We start from the raw sequence: 15,905 nt of genomic DNA on the forward strand, positions 1-15,905 counted from the left end.
ATTGGAGGATCATCATGTTATACACAATTATAAAAGAAAACACTTATAAAGACTCCATCGTGTTAATGCTTTTATCCAACAAGTTGTCTGCAATTGATGGTGTAAACAAGGTATCGATCATGATGGGAACACCAGCGAATAAGGACATTTTTAAATCTTCTGGCTTAGGCACGGATGAATTAGAAAAAGCAAAGCCAAATGATATCGTCATCGTTGTAGATACAGAGCAAGAAGAAAAAGTAGACGAAGTGAAAGAAGAAGTAGAAATCGCTTTAAAAGGTGATTCAGATTCACAAAATACGTCTAAAGGTCAAGAAGCTCATAACTGGAAACGTGCAATGGAGCTTGCGAACAATCCAAATTTAGCGTTAATTTCAATTCCTGGTCAATATGCTGCAATGGAAGCGGAAAACGCATTGAACGAAGGTTTACATGTGTTCATGTTTAGTGACAATGTTTCGAAAGAAGACGAAGTGAAACTAAAACAAAAAGCGCATGAAAAAGGGTTATTAGTGATGGGTCCAGACTGTGGTACTGCCCTTATTCACGGCGTCCCCCTTGCTTTTACAAATAACGTCAACGAAGGCGATATCGGTATTGTTGGGGCATCAGGTACAGGGATTCAAGAAGTCACAACAATTATTGACCGTTATGGTAAAGGTGTTACGAATGCTCTTGGAACAGGCGGACGTGATTTATCGACGGAAGTTGGTGCCATCACGATGTTAGATAGCATCAAAGCGTTAAATCAAGATCCAAAAGTAAAAGTCATTACAGTGATCTCCAAACCACCTGCAGAGGAAGTACAACGCAAAGTATTAAACTTATTAAGAAATATTGATAAACCAGTTGTTACGCTATTTTTAGGTGACAAACCTTCCTACCAAGAAGAGAACATTTATCATGCTTATACACTTGAAGAAGCCGCAGTTGTAGCTGTCCAATTATCAAATGGTGATAAACCGAATTTTGAACCAACAACAGCTGATGTTAACGTTGTATTAAAAGAATCACAAGTTGGTATTAAAGGTTATTATTCAGGCGGTACATTAGCATCTGAAGCGGCTATGCTAGTGAGAGATGCGTTTAAAGATACAATGACTGAAGAGAAAAGCGAAAGCTATGTTTTAAAAACAAACACTCATGAAATCATTGATTTAGGTGATGATGTTTATACAAAAGGTAAACCACATCCGATGATTGATCCTGAAAAACGTATCAAAATGCTTGAAAAATCTATGAACGACCCTGAAACTGCAGTCATTATGATTGATAACGTGATCGGTAACGGTGGTCATGAAGATATGGCTAGTGAACTAGCACCAACAATCAAACGTATTTTGGATAGTGCACGTCAAGAAGGTCGTCAGCTTGCAGTGCTTGCAACGGTTGTAGGTACAGCACAGGACATTCAAGGTTACGATAAACAAATTGCCATTTTAAAAGAGAGTGGTGCAATTATTTGTAAGACAAACGATCAAATGGTCCGCACAGCTATCCAACTTGTAGGCGGTAAAGTGGAACAACCAATTACTGATGTACAAAAATTTGACTATACAGAAGAAAGCTTAGTAGTGGATGAGAAAATTATGTCCTTCATCAATATGAAACCAAGCGTTATCAATATTGGGCTAAAAAGCTTTACGGAAGCGGTTCAAAGCAGTGGCTCAGAGTGTGTTCAATTTAACTGGCGCCCAATTGCTGGTGGCGATGAGAAGTTAATGAAAGTACTTCAATTCTTAAACTATTATGAAGGAGGTACAATCTAATGGGATACAAAACAATAAATGAAGCGAACGAAGCTGTTATCCAGAAGATCATAGCAGCAGCACCATTTTTAACGGATGTTGTACCTGCTAAATCTGTGATTCCTGAATTAGAAGAGTACGTGCTATTACATGCTGGACCTCCAATTAAATATGAAAACATGACAGATCCTATGCAAGGTTCCTGTGTTGGTGCAATCCTTTTTGAAGGATGGGCAGAAGACGAAAAGAATGCACGTGAATTACTTGAAAACGATAAAATCAAATTCATTCCATGTCACCATGTGAATGCAGTTGGACCAATGGGTGGTATTACTTCCCCTAACATGCCAGTCCTTGTTGTTATTAACAAGGAGAGTGGTAACGAAGCGTATTGTCAAATGAACGAGGGGATTGGTGCAGTATTACGCTTCGGTGCTTATAATGAGCAAGTCATCAATCGTTTACACTGGATGAAGGATGTATTAGGTCCAGTATTAAGTAAAGCCTTAAAAACATTTGATGGAGGCTTGAACGTCAACGTATTGATTGCTAAAGCTATTGCAATGGGTGATGAGTTCCACCAGCGTAATATTGCAGCTTCACTTGCATTTTTAAAAGAACTGTCTCCAGTCATTGCTTCATTAGATAACGTTGAAAAAGATCAACGTACAGAAGTAATCCAATTCTTAGCTGACACAGACCAATTTTTCTTAAATATTGCTATGGCGACAGGCAAAGCGATGATGGATGCAGCACGTACCATCGAACACGGTACAGTTGTTACCGCAATGTGCCGAAACGGTGAAAACTTTGGTATCCGTATTGCCGGTATGGGAGACGAATGGTTTACTGGTCCTGTTAATACCCCGCAAGGATTATATTTCACTGGTTACTCAGCAGAAGATGCAAACACAGATATCGGTGATTCAGCGATTACAGAAACAATCGGTGTCGGAGGTATGGCGATGATTGCAGCACCTGCAGTAACACGCTTTGTTGGTTCGGGTGGATTTAACGATGCGCTTGAAACAAGTAATCAAATGACTGAAATCTGTATTAGCGAAAATCCGAACTTTGTTATCCCAACTTGGGACTTTAAAGGCGCATGTTTAGGTATCGATGCACGGAAAGTTGTTGAAACAGGGATTACACCAGTTATCAACACTGGTATTGCCCATAAAATTGCGGGGTACGGACAAATTGGTGCCGGTACAGTACATCCGCCAATCGAATGTTTTGAGAAAGCCATCACAGCATATGCTGAAAAGCTAGGATTTAAAGGATGATTTTACAAGCAAGTGCGGTTGGTTCAATCGCACTTCAATTATTGAATGAAGGAAAAACCTTTACCGTGCACAGTATGTTTGAAAAAGGTTTAAATATGGTTGATCAAGATGGAGAATTGATATTTGTTGGTACCGATGAAAATGGGACATTTCCGTTCGGGATCCTGCTTGATCCTCAAACGAGACAAACAGTAAAGACCAATATTAAGGTAGGCGATACATTAATATTTCGTAATAATCGTCTTTTTCATAACCACTTCGAAATGGTGTTTAATATAAAAATACTACCGTTATCTATGGATTTTGAACATGCAAATATAAATAAATTGAAAGAAAATTTTAAATTCATTTCATTTACATCATACGAATCATCAGATTTTGAACGAGCACGTGTATTATCCTTGATTAATCGATTACAAGATCCAACCCAAAATCTTGACGAGACATTCCGTTATTTTATTGGGCGTGGACAAGGTTTAACACCAACAGGTGATGATATATTAGTCGGCATATTGTACGGACATTTTATTAAAAATTTTATCGAACATAAACATCTAGAAACACTAAAAGCTCTTATCAAGGAACCTTTAACAACCATTGTCAGTAAGCGTTTCTTAACCTGTGCTATAGACGGTGTATTTAGTTCGAAGATTACAGCATTGCAACATGATCCATCTTTAGAAAGCATGAACAGTCTTATAAAAGTAGGATCATCATCTGGGATGGATACGTTATATGGCATTTACTTGTCATTAACTAAGGAGTGAAAGAAATGGGGAAAAGTGTAGTTATTGCTTTAGGTGGTAATGCCATTTTACAGCCGAAACAAGAAGCAACTTATGATAATCAATTTAAAAATGTAGTGTCGGCAACAGGCCATATGGTGGAAATTCGAGAAGCGGGTCATAACATCGTCATTACACATGGTAATGGTCCGCAAGTGGGGAATATCATTGCCCAAAATGAAGCTGCGAAAAATGTAGTCGAACCACTACCAATTCATGTTTGCAACGCAGAATCACAAGGTTTCATTGGTTATATGATGGAAACAGCTTTAAAAAACCATATGAAAGAACGTGGCATAGCTACAAATGTGGTTACATTGTTAACGATGGTTGAAGTCGATAGGGATGATCAAGCTTTTAAAAATCCGACTAAACCAATCGGTGTATTTTTCTCGGAAGAAGAAGCGAAACGTTTAGAAGAGCAAGGCTTTACTATGGCAGAAGATGCTGGGCGAGGATATAGAAGAGTTGTCCCTTCACCAGAACCAAAAGTGATTCATGGTATAGATGAAATTAAACGTTTAATTGATGAAACGATTGTTATTTCATCTGGTGGTGGCGGTATACCTGTATATCGTGAAGACAGTGGTCAATTACATGGTATTGAAGCAGTCATTGACAAAGATCGTTCAGGATTAAAGCTAGCGCAACAAGTGAATGCAGAAGTTTTCATGATGCTAACAGATGTACCAAATGTCTATATTAATTTTGGTAAAGAAAATGAGCAAAAGCTAAGCCACATTACCGTAGCAGAAGCTGAACAGTATGTTGCAGAAGGACAATTCCCGGCAGGTAGTATGTTACCAAAAATGCAAGCAGCTATAGAATTTGCAAAATTAGGGAAAGAGTCAATCATTTGTTCAATCGATCAAGCAGTAGCTGCATTAGATGGAAAAGCAGGTACACGTATTACAAAATAAGTTTAACGTATAGTTCAAGAACCATCATCCATTAAGTTTGCAAAGTCATGAAGTGAGTAATCACGGTCTATAGACGTTGCAAACTTTTTGACGCTTCAAAAAGTTTTTCATTTGTAGAATTAGTGTGGAAAAGGAGTTTGAGACAATATATGATTTCCCAGCCATTCACATACTATTAAGTGGTGTGTTTTTCAATAGAAGATCTGGAAAACGTGAAGGAGAAACAAGTAGTTGAATTTGTTGAGGAAAAGACGAGGAAAATAGTAAATCAGTAATTTTTTTCACATTCCCGAAATGGTTTTGATACTTAATGAAACGAAAGACCTCAAAGTTAAAAAATTACTTAAACTTTGAGGTCTTATTTATATACCGCATAAATTAACTTATCTTCGTTATCGTTAACATCATTAGTTAAGCAATAGTAATTTAATGAAATAATTATTGATGAGATGGACTGGGAGAGTAACAGCTGCTTTCAAGAACAAGAGGCAATTGGCAGAACATCTATTGTACTGTTCTTGGTATGGATGTTGTTAAACATAGTCAATATAAGTTGATTTTTTATTAAACAAAATTATTGAATCTTTTCTTAAATTTACTTCTGAATACTCTTACTTTTGTTTGGGCAATATATTTTTGAACATTAAACGTGATTATATAACTTTCAATTCTTTTTTGATTTAAAAGTAGGAGTGACGGACAGGGCTCGCAGTTCTATTTGGTGGAGGTCTTAGAAATAAAATGGCCATTTGAAAATTCTAAATAAAGATTTGGTAAGTAAAAATCTCGAAGCACCGGGTACAATTTAAATTTAAGGAGGAAAAAATTATGACAAAAGATTTCTACACTACACTTAAAGAAAGACGTTCTTACTACGGAATTAGTAAAGAGATAAAAATATCGGATGAAAAAATAAAAGAAATTGTAGAATTTGCTGTGAAATATACTCCGTCAGCATTTAATTCCCAAACAGCGCGTATTGTTGTCTTATCTGGTGACGCACATAATAAATTATGGGACATCACTACGGAAACATTAAGAAAAGTAGTTGGAGATCAAGATTTTTCAGGAACTCAACAAAAAATGGATTCCTTTAAGGCAGGTTATGGGACAGTATTATTCTTTGAAGATCAGGCTGTAGTTAAATCGCTTCAAGAGCAATTTGCACCCTATGCTGAGAACTTTCCAATTTGGTCAAATCAAGCATCAGGTATGCACCAATTAGTCGTATGGGCAGGATTGGAAGCAGAGGGATTAGGAGCTTCTTTACAACATTATAATCCACTAATTGATGATGAAGTGAAAAAAGAATGGAATATACCTGAAAATTGGAAACTTATTGCACAAATGCCCTTTGGTAACCCAACGGTAACACCAGGTGAAAAAGATTTCCGACCGCTTGAAGAGCGAATGAAATTTTTCAAATAATTAATTACAATATAACCCACATGTATCAAACCAGTACCGTAGCGGCACTGGTTTTTTTGTACGTAGAAACATTAATTTCTTTAAATAATTAGGCTTATTCTTATCACATATCTCATATTCGTGATAAATGGAAAGGGGGTTTTTAAATGAGTATCAATTGCTTAGAGCAAGGGTATAAAAGTTTTTGTTAAGTTTCATATTACTATTATACGTCTCTCCTTATAAATGAGAAGAATTAAAAATCGTAATAAACATACAAATAGCTGTAAAACAGCAAGCTAAACGTACAGTACTATTGCAGAAAGGCTAAATATTAAAAAATTTATCATAGATAGGGGAGCAAAAAATGGATATCTTCCTAGCTATTTTACCAGCTCTGTTTTGGGGAAGTATTGTGCTCTTTAATGTCAAGCTTGGTGGTGGTCCCTATAGTCAAGTACTTGGAACAACAATTGGAGCACTTATCTTCTCAATAGGAGTTTATTTTGTTGTTAAACCTGTGTTGACGCCTGTAGTTTTGGGGGTCGGAATTGTATCAGGTCTTTTTTGGGCATTAGGACAAGCAAATCAATTGAAAAGTATTGATTTGATGGGAGTTTCTAAGACAATGCCCATTTCAACAGGTTTACAGTTAGTAGCCACAACTTTATTTGGCGTAATTGTGTTTCATGAATGGTCTACAACAATGTCGGTTATATTAGGTGTTTTGGCACTTATTAGTATTATTGTTGGGATTATTCTTACATCTCTTCCGAATCCAGAAGAGAAGAATGAAAAGCAAGGAAGCAATTTGAAGAAAGGGATATTAATTTTACTTGTTTCAACATTCGGATATTTAGTATATGTGGTGATAATACGTTTATTTAATGTAAGTGGTTGGTCGGCTTTATTGCCACAAGCAATTGGGATGGTCATAGGTGGGGTTTTATTAACCTTTAAGCATAAACCATTTAACAAATATGCATTTCGTAATATTCTCCCAGGTTTAATTTGGGCTGCTGGGAATATGTTTTTATTTATTTCTCAGCCACGTGTAGGAGTAGCCACAAGCTTTTCTCTTTCCCAAATGGGAATCGTTATTTCAACTTTAGGTGGAATATTTATCATTGGTGAGAAAAAAACAAAACGACAACTTATAGCCATTTTCATTGGGATTATTTTTATAGTCGCTGCTGGAATTATGTTAGGGATGGCGAAAGTTTAAGAAGGAGGACTTTATATGTATCCAGATTTAGAAGGAAAAGTTATTGTAATTACAGGTGCTTCAACAGGATTAGGAAAAGCAATGGCATTACGCTTTGGCGAGGAGAAAGCAAAAGTAATCGTTAATTTCCGCTCAAATGAAAATGAGGCAAATGCTGTTGTTGAAGGAGTGAAAAAAGCAGGTGGGGATGCCATAGCTGTAAAAGGAGATGTGTCGGTTGAAGAGGATGTGATCAACCTGGTACAGACTGCTGTGAATAAGTTTGGAACCCTTGATGTGATGATTAATAACGCTGGTATTGAAAATCCAGTACCCTCACATGAAATGCCGCTCGATGATTGGAATAAAGTAATCAATACTAATTTAACAGGTGCCTTTTTAGGAAGTAGAGAAGCAATTAAGTACTTCGTCGAACATGATATTAAAGGTAATGTAATCAATATGTCCAGTGTCCATGAGAAAATTCCTTGGCCTTTATTTGTGCACTATGCCGCTAGTAAAGGGGGCATTAAATTAATGACTGAAACATTAGCTTTAGAATACGCTCCTAAAAGAATTCGTGTCAACAACATCGGACCTGGAGCGATTAATACACCTATAAATGCGGAAAAATTTGCAGACCCAGCAAAACGTGCAGATGTAGAAAGCATGGTTCCGATGGGGTATATCGGAAAACCAGAAGAAATTGCTGCTGTAGCAGCGTGGCTTGCTTCATCCCAAGCTAGTTATGTAACTGGGATCACTTTATTTGCAGATGGTGGAATGACTTTATATCCTGAATTCCAAGCTGGACGTGGGTAAGTAATAGCAACGAAAATATAATTATTTCTCACATTTAGAGCAGTTAATTTTTTATAATACTCATTGCTGCGTTTATTTATTTTCTGGGAGAAAGAATTTGGTATTTAACAATGCAATGACCTGATAAAAGAAAAAAGTTATATGTAGGAAGTGTGGAGGCGTACAATGTGTACGTCTCTTTTTAAATGTTTTTGTATTAGAAATTGTTCAAAAAATGATTGTACGAGAAAAAAACAAGACAGAAAAAATTTGGTGAAACAAGATTTGAGAAGGGAAACTTACAAACCTTATATGTTGAAAAAGAGAGTAAAATCGTTTTGAAACTGAATTTGGAATTTCATTTGTTCAACCTGGCGTATCGATATTGGAGCTCACAAATTCAATGAAACAATTTATCCTGGTAACTGATGCTTATTTAAAAGATACTTATGGCTTACGTTGTATGCAAGATTTTTTTGTTTAACAAACGGGCCAGATTGTTGAATAACAATCTTTAACGAAAGATTCGAAAACGACGTTTTGGTCACTTGTCCCAATATAATTCATTCTAACAGTAACTATATAAAATCTCTCTCAAGTGGTAATATTAGGATATATATTGTTTGGGAGGCGTAACAATGAAATTAAATATGATTATAAGTGTTATTTCTATTTTTTTATTGCTAACCCTAAGTGCCTGTTCACAAGATGAAAAAGAATATAATTTTTATGGAACAAGTAATAATTGGGTTGTAAAATACGAAACTAATATAAGTGAAGGTAAAGAATGGGCTGATTTTTCATTTGAATATATTGGAGAAGAAGGCGCACCAGCAATCTTTGGATATAACTTAAAAAGTAAGTGGTTTGAATTAACAAGCAAAGAAGAAAGATTCAATCATCAAGATAAAAATATTAATTCTGGTAATAGTGAGTGTACAGGACCTCCAATAAACAATGAAAGTTGTGCAGTAATTATTGAAGAAGATGAACAGATGGAAGCAAAAATAGAGTGGAACGGCAAATCTGAAGTTATTTTGTTGAATAGAAAATAAAGCTAATGGTTGTGAAATGCTAATAACGTATACATAAACAACCTAATAAACGTACCCAAATGGAAGTTTGGAGAGAGACCGAAATTCGCCACATATTGGATTTTCCTTTGAATATTGTTTATACAGCTTTATATGCAAATATATAAACAGAGCTATGATAGTACTTTTCAAGATTATGTAGAGTGTTTTTTCTGAATAAAAACCTGTATATTTGACGCTTTTAAACTACATTTATTATCGTTCCTATACTTCAATCACAGGGCCTTTAAGTGAATTTAACAATCGGGCGCTTTTCTAAAATTAGGAAAGCCTCTTTCTTCATGAAAAGGGGTAGGTTTGTTAATAAGAAACTAGTTGGATAATTGTGGTAATATATGAATTAAGGAGGGATAGATACGGTGAATATATTTCCATTTTTCGGGTTGATTGTATTAATATTAGTATTTGTATTAGCTGGCTTATTAAGCCCCCAAAATAAAATGAACTCCTCTAAAAAGAAGTTATATCTTTTAAGTCTCATTTCAACTGTTATTTTTGCTTTCATACCTACGGGTGGCTATCAAGTCGATAGTAATGGGTATCTTTACTTCGGTTTTCCTGCTGAGAGTTTTGTATATCGTGGCGGATTAGTTTTCACATTTAGTTCTTTGGGATTATTATTTAATTTTTTTCTGTTTTATTGGTTTTTTAAGCTATTACTATATCTATGGAGAGTGTTAAAGGTACAAGTAAAGATGTAAATTCAGACTTATATTTGTAAATCATCTTATTTAGCTAACGGAGCAGATTAGTTGAAGAGTGGTGTTTTCCATGTGTTCAACAATCGGGCGCTATCCTCGAATAAGGAATTTAAAGGGCGCTATTCTGTAGTAGGGTAAAGTATATCCTTGTGCAACTAATGATGGCTTTTGTTGAAGATTTAAAGACTGAAATCAATTAAAATGGCTTGATTCTTTTAGTGAATCAAGCCATTTTCTTTGTCGAAAAAAGCAACAATACATATGCTAATTGGGGTAATCTATTTACCTCGATGTACGTAATGTTGTGTGGTATTTCCTGCATTAAATTGATCAGTAATATATTGTACAGCCTCTTGTAGCGCTAATTTACTGTTACAAGTGAAAACATCTATTGCCGCATAGCCATACTCTGGCCACGTATGAATCGTTAAATGTGATTCTTGTATAATGACTACACCGCTAACCCCGTAAGGTGAAAAATGATGAAAATGTTCGGTCACAATTGTTGCTTTTGCTTTATGGGCAGCTTGACACATAATCTTTTTAATGTGTTGTACGTCATTGAGCAATGCATCATTGCAATCATGCAACTCTAATAAAATATGATGCCCTAATGCGTGCTGGGATTGTGATTTTTTTACTGTTCTCTTAATTTGTGAAAACTTGTTATTTTTGCAATTCGGACAACCACTGGATTGAAGCTGTGTAATCGTAGTGTATTCGTTGCCAGTGCCTACTGTAAGTGAGTTCTTACAATGATTACACTGATAAACAACAGATTTCTTCTCAACCTCTCCTGTGTAAATTGGTCGCGTAAATTTACGCTGATTAGGAATATAAGGAATCATTTGCTCTGTAGTTTGTAATACGAATAACTGACTTGTAGCACCTAAAATCTGCGCACCTTCATAGTTGTTTATGTCGTAATGAATATTATTAATCACAAAGCCCATAGCATATAAGCTTTGCTGCAGCTCCCAATGCTTTTGATAGCTACGTTTGGCATAGGAAAAAAACACATGCCGCATTGCTTCTGGCTTTAGTGCATTAATTGCACGTGATAAAAAGAGCTGCGCGCCAATCAAGGTATACGGTGTATCTGTATATACGCAATCAAACTGGTCAGCATATGTTTCGGGCAAAGGCTCCTGAACGTTATAATAATCTGTTGTAATCGAAAACTCATAGTCTTTAGCTATTTTGCTAATAGTACTTAAAACTCGTCTATCAATATCTAATACAACAATTTTAGTTGCAGAGTGTGGAGCGATTTTCTTTATTAAAAATGCTAATGCAATACTGATGAAATCATCATCGCCTAAACACAAAATACGCTTATTGAGTAGCATCGTATAGTCTAGTGCCAGCAATGCACGTTTTAAGGCAGTCTCAACTGTACATTTTGCTTGATCAATTGCCACGTCAGCTATAGGCCTAGCCTCATAAATAGTGCTTAATTCGCTTATATTTTGTGAAATCCATTCTATTCGAAATGCATCATCTGTCGTTAATTGTAGGTAGAGTTCAGCATCGGCACCTGAGAGTTGGAAATATTGCATAACGGCTAGCTGGCCTTTTTTCGTTAAGCTATGTTTACCCCAACCTTGTTTGGCAAATTCTTTCTTCATAGCTGAAACGATAGGTATTGGTAAGGCTGTCATATAAGCTAAAGATTTAGTTGTACAATTATTATGGAAATATAAAGTAAGTAGAGCTTTCTCTAATGTATGGTAATGTTCTTCAAGCTGCATATCAGCTGTAATTTGTTGTAATAGTTTTTGCATTGTAGATTCGTCCTCTCAATTTTAATAAGTAAAAAATTAAAATTGTCTAAATCAACGAACAGAAAAAGCGCGACTAAAATTAGTCGCGCTAAAGGTTTATACTAGCCTACTAATTCTAATCTTGCTTTTTTTGCACAACAAATAACACCCATATTAGGTGGTTTTGTTCAACAAAATTTAGCTATAACGTTGATTTAGATTAGAATTCTACAGTAACAAAAAGTTCACCCTTTAATAAAATAGTACTTCAACTATAAAATAGACATAGTAATTTGGCAAGTTATATTTATCGTTACCCTTTATTAAGTTAATGGATGCTTTACTTTGATAACGATATTCAACAATCGGGCGCATTTGGTAGTGACCCCTTAAAGTTAGAGTTTTTATTATGCAGCTAATTGGCTGGTAGTTTCGGTAATTTACTGGACTCATGCCGGCCAGTTTTTGTTTAATGCGATCATTATTATAATAACTGATATACTTTTCTATTTTCTTTTGTAATGCTTCGTATGAGATTGATTGTTCTCCGTAATACATTTCCTGTTTTAGTAAACTAAAGAAGTTCTCCATTGCCGCTATGAAAGAGCTTCAAAGGCGAGGTCTTATTGTTACAGCAGTGCATAATCATTGGCTTTTTGATAATCCTAGATTAATGTACATGCATTGGGAGAATGTGGGGGATCCAACAGATTTTGCGAGAAGAAGTTTTAATGCTGCTGTTGCAGCAGGCTTATTCAAAAAGTAAAAGGGATAATATCTTAAACTTAGATGAAGTTTAATGGTGTATAAACAACGAAGCTTAATAGTATGTTCCTGTTTTCCACCACGTCTTTTAAGAGGCTACTAATTTGGTAGCCTCTTTTTTTCCTTTGTAAATTGATTCATTTCGCCAATAAAGGGAGCCTGATATTCAATACTCACTTTTTGGTACAAGTCAATTCTTAGTACATCGTAAGAATGTTTATGAAACTGGCACTGATAAACGTTCAACGTTTTGATAAGTGTTGAATTAAAATAAAGATTAATGATTTATAAAAAAGAAGCGAAGTTTTGAATAAAGTCGCGACGTTAATAAAAAGTTGCGATGCTTCACCTCTTTGGATAAGGATATTTCAAAGTGTAATAAAGTTTGATCATTTCTAATAAATTCTGTTTTTCATTAGCCTTTTGATACTCTTTTATCATCTTAAAAAAGTTAAGGAAAAAGATGGATGTGCCAAATAACTTTTATCGCCGTGTAAAAAATATTAGAATCCCCAAGTAACCAGCAATAAGAAACGGCGAAATTAAAATGAAATAAATCACCATGCTATGACCTAGACTGAAAAATATAGCAATAGACAGACCACGGCTGGCATACGGGTCGTTGTACTCCTGATTGAAAGCCTGAACTTAAACAAATGAGCCTATAGTACAACCATGGTTTAAAAAATAGTCAAACTTTTTTATAAAGAATTTAATCTGCCGCATTAAATAAGAGCATGTTTTGATTAATCTTTTTTCAAAACAGGCTCTTTAGATCTATTCTTACCCTATTAATCTTCGGTGTGTGTATGTTCGTGAGTGGTTCCATTATTGGTTCCATAGCAAATCAGTATATCTTTGTGATCATTGCAAGGATTATTCAATCTACTGGAGGTAGTGCTTTCATTGCCTTGTCCATGATAATCGCCAATCAATATATGACAGCCTCTAAAAGGGAACTGGCATTAACGTTAATTAGTGGATGTTTATCATTAGGTTCAGGAATAGAATTTTTGATTGGAGGCACGTTTACTTTCTTATAGGGCTGGCATTCTTTATTTTTATTGATGTTGTTGGTGGTCCTGACACTAATCGGGTTATTTATGTTTATGCCTCCAGGGTATGCCGACGGGAAAAAGTTACCCGTCCTTTTGACTTCGTCGGGTTATTTTATTTACTGATTTTCGTTGTGTAGTTTATTCTGGGTGTTAAAATGAATGGCTATCTCCTTATCATAACTGCTCTGTCAGTAGTTAATCGTGCTAGTATAAAAATGAGTATACATCCGCATCAATTACGACACAGCTATGCAACGCATATGATTAATAACGGTGCGCCAATTGATGTCATTCAAAGTTTACTGGGTCATGAAAAGAATGAGACTACAAAGATATACGCTCAACTAAACGGAAAGCTAAGACAAGATTTATACAGTAAATACTTTAAAAAACTTTTATTCAATTAAGACACTCATGTAGAAATGGGTGTTTTTTTGTTATAGGGCCAGATTGTTGAGGAACGTTTTCGATAAATTGGATATTATTGTTGAAATATAGAGTAAAATTGCGAGATTCTCACTTTAACTGACGGCGGACTTTAGCAAATTATTACTGAGTTGCATAAAAGGTCCTTTTTTATGTTGTAGAAATAATAATGTAAAGCTTATAATTTAATTAGGTGATTAAAAGTGACGATACAACATAAAAAGATAATCAATTTCTATGATAGGCGTATACTGTTCAATAAATATCGTAAAAGTACACCCAGCGTAATCTTTATTGCAGGGTTAGGCGATAGCCATGAAACATGGAAAAAGGTCCAAGACCGAATATCGGATGAAACGTCAACCTTGTCCTATGACAGGGCGGGTATTGGCAGTAGACAAGACCTAGCTGTCCCGCGAACTTGCTGTGATCTTGTTGAGGAGCTCTCCGAATTGGTGCAAGCGCTTGACGTGGAGAAGCCTTATATATTAGTAGGCCATTCCTTTGGTGGATTGGTCGCCAGATTGTATACCAGTCTTTATCCGCTCGACATCTGTGGTATGGTTTTGGTTGACGCTGCACCGGAATATAAAGAACTTGCCTATGAAAAGGTTCTACCAGAAAATCTGCTTGCAGGAAATAGGGAATATTTCGAGAATCCTATGTTGAATAGTGAGAAAATTGATAAAATACAGAGTTATAAGCAAATTGTTGATTATTCAAAACAAAGTGACATTCCTCTCTCAATTATTACAAGAGGTTTACCCGATAGTAATGAAGATGGATGGCCCTCGCAAGAAATATTAGGAATTGAACAAAGTCTACAAGCAGAATTCCAATGGCTGTCAACGTCAAGTAAGTTCAGGATTGCTAGTCGTAGTGGACATTATATACATCATGATGAGCCTGATATTGTAATTGAAGAGATTTTATTAATGTTAAAGGAGATGGGAAAGTGAGCGAAATAAGGTTGAAACTTATGGAGGATTTACAAAGAATTGAGGAGAATGAGTATCAGTTAGGCGAAGGTGAGCAGCATCAAGATTTCTTACCTTTGTTACTTCAATATATTGGCGATCCTCAGCCAGAATTGCGGGATAACTTGATTTATCCGATGTTTTATATGTGGATTAAGGAAGAGAATAGGTACAGTGAAGAGGAGTTACGTAGTCTTTTAACTGTTCTGACTGATGAGAACCATTTGTTCTATAATATTAGCAGCGAGGAGGATCAGTCAGTTTTTACAAGGACGTTTTCTGCCTTGCCTATCGCTTTGATTATACAACGCCACAGACAGAATCCATTTTTAAATCAAGAAGAAATTGAGCAATTAATGCAAGTTATGCTCCGTTATTACAATGAGGAGAAGGATCTGCGGGGTTACCTTTCAGTAGGAGGCTGGGCTCACAGCGCGTCTCACGGTGCAGATGTTTTTGTTGAGTTGGTGCAGTGCGAGGAGAGCAGCGTTGCAATGCTACGTGAGGTTCTTGTCGCTATTTCTGGCATGCTACATAATGGAATACATATTTTTAGTGATGAGGATGATGAGCGGTTGGTCAATATCGTGGATACGATGATTGACCAAGAGTTACTTCCACATCAAGAAATTGCTGATTGGATTAGCTGCTTAGCGCAATGCTGCAATTTGCCGATAAGTCGCAGTCAGGTGATTGCTCGCGTGAACAGCAAGAATTTTTTACGCAGTCTCTATTTCAGAAGGGGACAAGATAGCCGAGGGAAAGAGCTTAATACTGCCATACTTGGCACTGAGGCAAAATTAAACAGGTTTTCTATCAGTTAAAGGATTAAGGCGTTATCCCAATCCATGAATTTTGAACAATCTTTATAATACAGCTAAACCATGTGCATCAATTTTTATGGGCTGACGAGTGGTTGCGGTGCGTTCACATTTATGGATTATTTAGAAGATATTTAATTTGGATTTTT

At 35.8% G+C, this 15,905-nt stretch carries 15 protein-coding genes and 2 pseudogenes; 14 read left to right on the top strand and 3 right to left on the bottom strand.

What is annotated here, in order from left to right:
- Window positions 1–14 precede the first annotated feature (14 nt).
- The 9 genes from MKY88_RS11765 to MKY88_RS11805 all read left to right on the top strand — a co-directional run bounded on the left by MKY88_RS11765 (window position 15) and on the right by MKY88_RS11805 (window position 9,946).
- Complete coding sequence (locus MKY88_RS11765) at window positions 15–1,769, top strand: acyl-CoA synthetase FdrA (protein WP_340813696.1); 1,755 nt, start codon at window positions 15–17, stop codon at window positions 1,767–1,769.
- Window positions 1,769–3,034: a YlbE family protein gene (locus MKY88_RS11770; protein ID WP_069481392.1), complete on the top strand. Its 1,266-nt coding sequence runs from the start codon at window positions 1,769–1,771 to the stop codon at window positions 3,032–3,034. The genes MKY88_RS11765 and MKY88_RS11770 overlap by 1 nt, the downstream gene beginning before the upstream one ends.
- Window positions 3,031–3,801 (top strand): DUF2877 domain-containing protein, encoded by a 771-nt coding sequence (locus tag MKY88_RS11775; RefSeq protein WP_193831981.1) that lies wholly within the window; start codon window positions 3,031–3,033, stop codon window positions 3,799–3,801. Before MKY88_RS11770 ends, MKY88_RS11775 begins: the two co-directional genes overlap by 4 nt.
- A 5-nt stretch (window positions 3,802–3,806) precedes the next feature.
- On the top strand, window positions 3,807–4,739 hold the full coding sequence (gene arcC, locus MKY88_RS11780) for a carbamate kinase (protein ID WP_258270144.1): 933 nt from the start codon (window positions 3,807–3,809) through the stop codon (window positions 4,737–4,739).
- Between the two features lie 828 nt (window positions 4,740–5,567).
- Window positions 5,568–6,167 (top strand): nitroreductase family protein, encoded by a 600-nt coding sequence (locus MKY88_RS11785; protein ID WP_328200817.1) that lies wholly within the window; start codon window positions 5,568–5,570, stop codon window positions 6,165–6,167.
- 346 nt (window positions 6,168–6,513) lie between these two features.
- The gene (locus MKY88_RS11790; RefSeq protein ID WP_328200816.1) at window positions 6,514–7,371 is read left to right on the top strand and encodes a RhaT/GlcU family sugar-proton symporter; all 858 of its coding nucleotides are present in this window, start codon (window positions 6,514–6,516) and stop codon (window positions 7,369–7,371) included.
- A 15-nt stretch (window positions 7,372–7,386) separates the two neighbouring features.
- Window positions 7,387–8,172: a glucose 1-dehydrogenase gene (gdh, locus tag MKY88_RS11795; RefSeq protein WP_193831985.1), complete on the top strand. Its 786-nt coding sequence runs from the start codon at window positions 7,387–7,389 to the stop codon at window positions 8,170–8,172.
- Window positions 8,173–8,789: 617 nt separating this feature from the next.
- Entirely contained in the window at window positions 8,790–9,206 is a 417-nt protein-coding gene (locus tag MKY88_RS11800) for a hypothetical protein (RefSeq protein WP_328200814.1), read from the top strand.
- A gap of 398 nt (window positions 9,207–9,604) precedes the next feature.
- Window positions 9,605–9,946: a hypothetical protein gene (locus tag MKY88_RS11805; RefSeq protein WP_328200813.1), complete on the top strand. Its 342-nt coding sequence runs from the start codon at window positions 9,605–9,607 to the stop codon at window positions 9,944–9,946.
- Between the two features lie 278 nt (window positions 9,947–10,224).
- Here MKY88_RS11805 and speD read toward each other — a convergent pair whose 3' ends face one another.
- From speD to MKY88_RS11820, 3 genes and pseudogenes are all read right to left on the bottom strand, one after another.
- A complete protein-coding gene (gene speD / locus MKY88_RS11810) occupies window positions 10,225–11,730 on the bottom strand; it encodes an adenosylmethionine decarboxylase (RefSeq protein WP_340813699.1) in 1,506 nt (501 codons plus the stop codon).
- Between the two features lie 231 nt (window positions 11,731–11,961).
- Entirely contained in the window at window positions 11,962–12,084 is a 123-nt protein-coding gene (locus MKY88_RS11815; RefSeq protein ID WP_328201079.1) for a hypothetical protein, read from the bottom strand.
- A gap of 57 nt (window positions 12,085–12,141) precedes the next feature.
- Window positions 12,142–12,306: pseudogene (locus MKY88_RS11820) on the bottom strand (IS3 family transposase); the annotation flags it as partial.
- 10 nt (window positions 12,307–12,316) lie between these two features.
- On the opposite strand from MKY88_RS11820, the pseudogene MKY88_RS11825 reads away from it, so the two are divergent.
- The 5 genes and pseudogenes from MKY88_RS11825 to MKY88_RS11845 form a co-directional block, all read left to right on the top strand.
- Window positions 12,317–12,475, top strand: a pseudogene (locus MKY88_RS11825) (DUF1259 domain-containing protein); the annotation flags it as partial.
- A gap of 814 nt (window positions 12,476–13,289) precedes the next feature.
- Window positions 13,290–13,517, top strand: a complete 228-nt coding sequence (locus MKY88_RS11830) for a hypothetical protein (RefSeq protein WP_340813700.1) — start codon at window positions 13,290–13,292, stop codon at window positions 13,515–13,517.
- Between the two features lie 230 nt (window positions 13,518–13,747).
- On the top strand, window positions 13,748–13,939 hold the full coding sequence (locus tag MKY88_RS11835; protein ID WP_340814826.1) for a tyrosine-type recombinase/integrase: 192 nt from the start codon (window positions 13,748–13,750) through the stop codon (window positions 13,937–13,939).
- Window positions 13,940–14,161: 222 nt separating this feature from the next.
- Complete coding sequence (locus tag MKY88_RS11840; protein ID WP_340813701.1) at window positions 14,162–14,917, top strand: alpha/beta fold hydrolase; 756 nt, start codon at window positions 14,162–14,164, stop codon at window positions 14,915–14,917.
- Window positions 14,914–15,759: a DUF2785 domain-containing protein gene (locus MKY88_RS11845; RefSeq protein ID WP_340813702.1), complete on the top strand. Its 846-nt coding sequence runs from the start codon at window positions 14,914–14,916 to the stop codon at window positions 15,757–15,759. Before MKY88_RS11840 ends, MKY88_RS11845 begins: the two co-directional genes overlap by 4 nt.
- The last annotated feature ends 146 nt before the right edge of the window (window positions 15,760–15,905 follow it).

This window comes from Lysinibacillus sp. FSL R7-0073 (assembly GCF_038009065.1).
In the GTDB taxonomy this organism is placed as follows: domain Bacteria; phylum Bacillota; class Bacilli; order Bacillales_A; family Planococcaceae; genus Lysinibacillus; species Lysinibacillus fusiformis.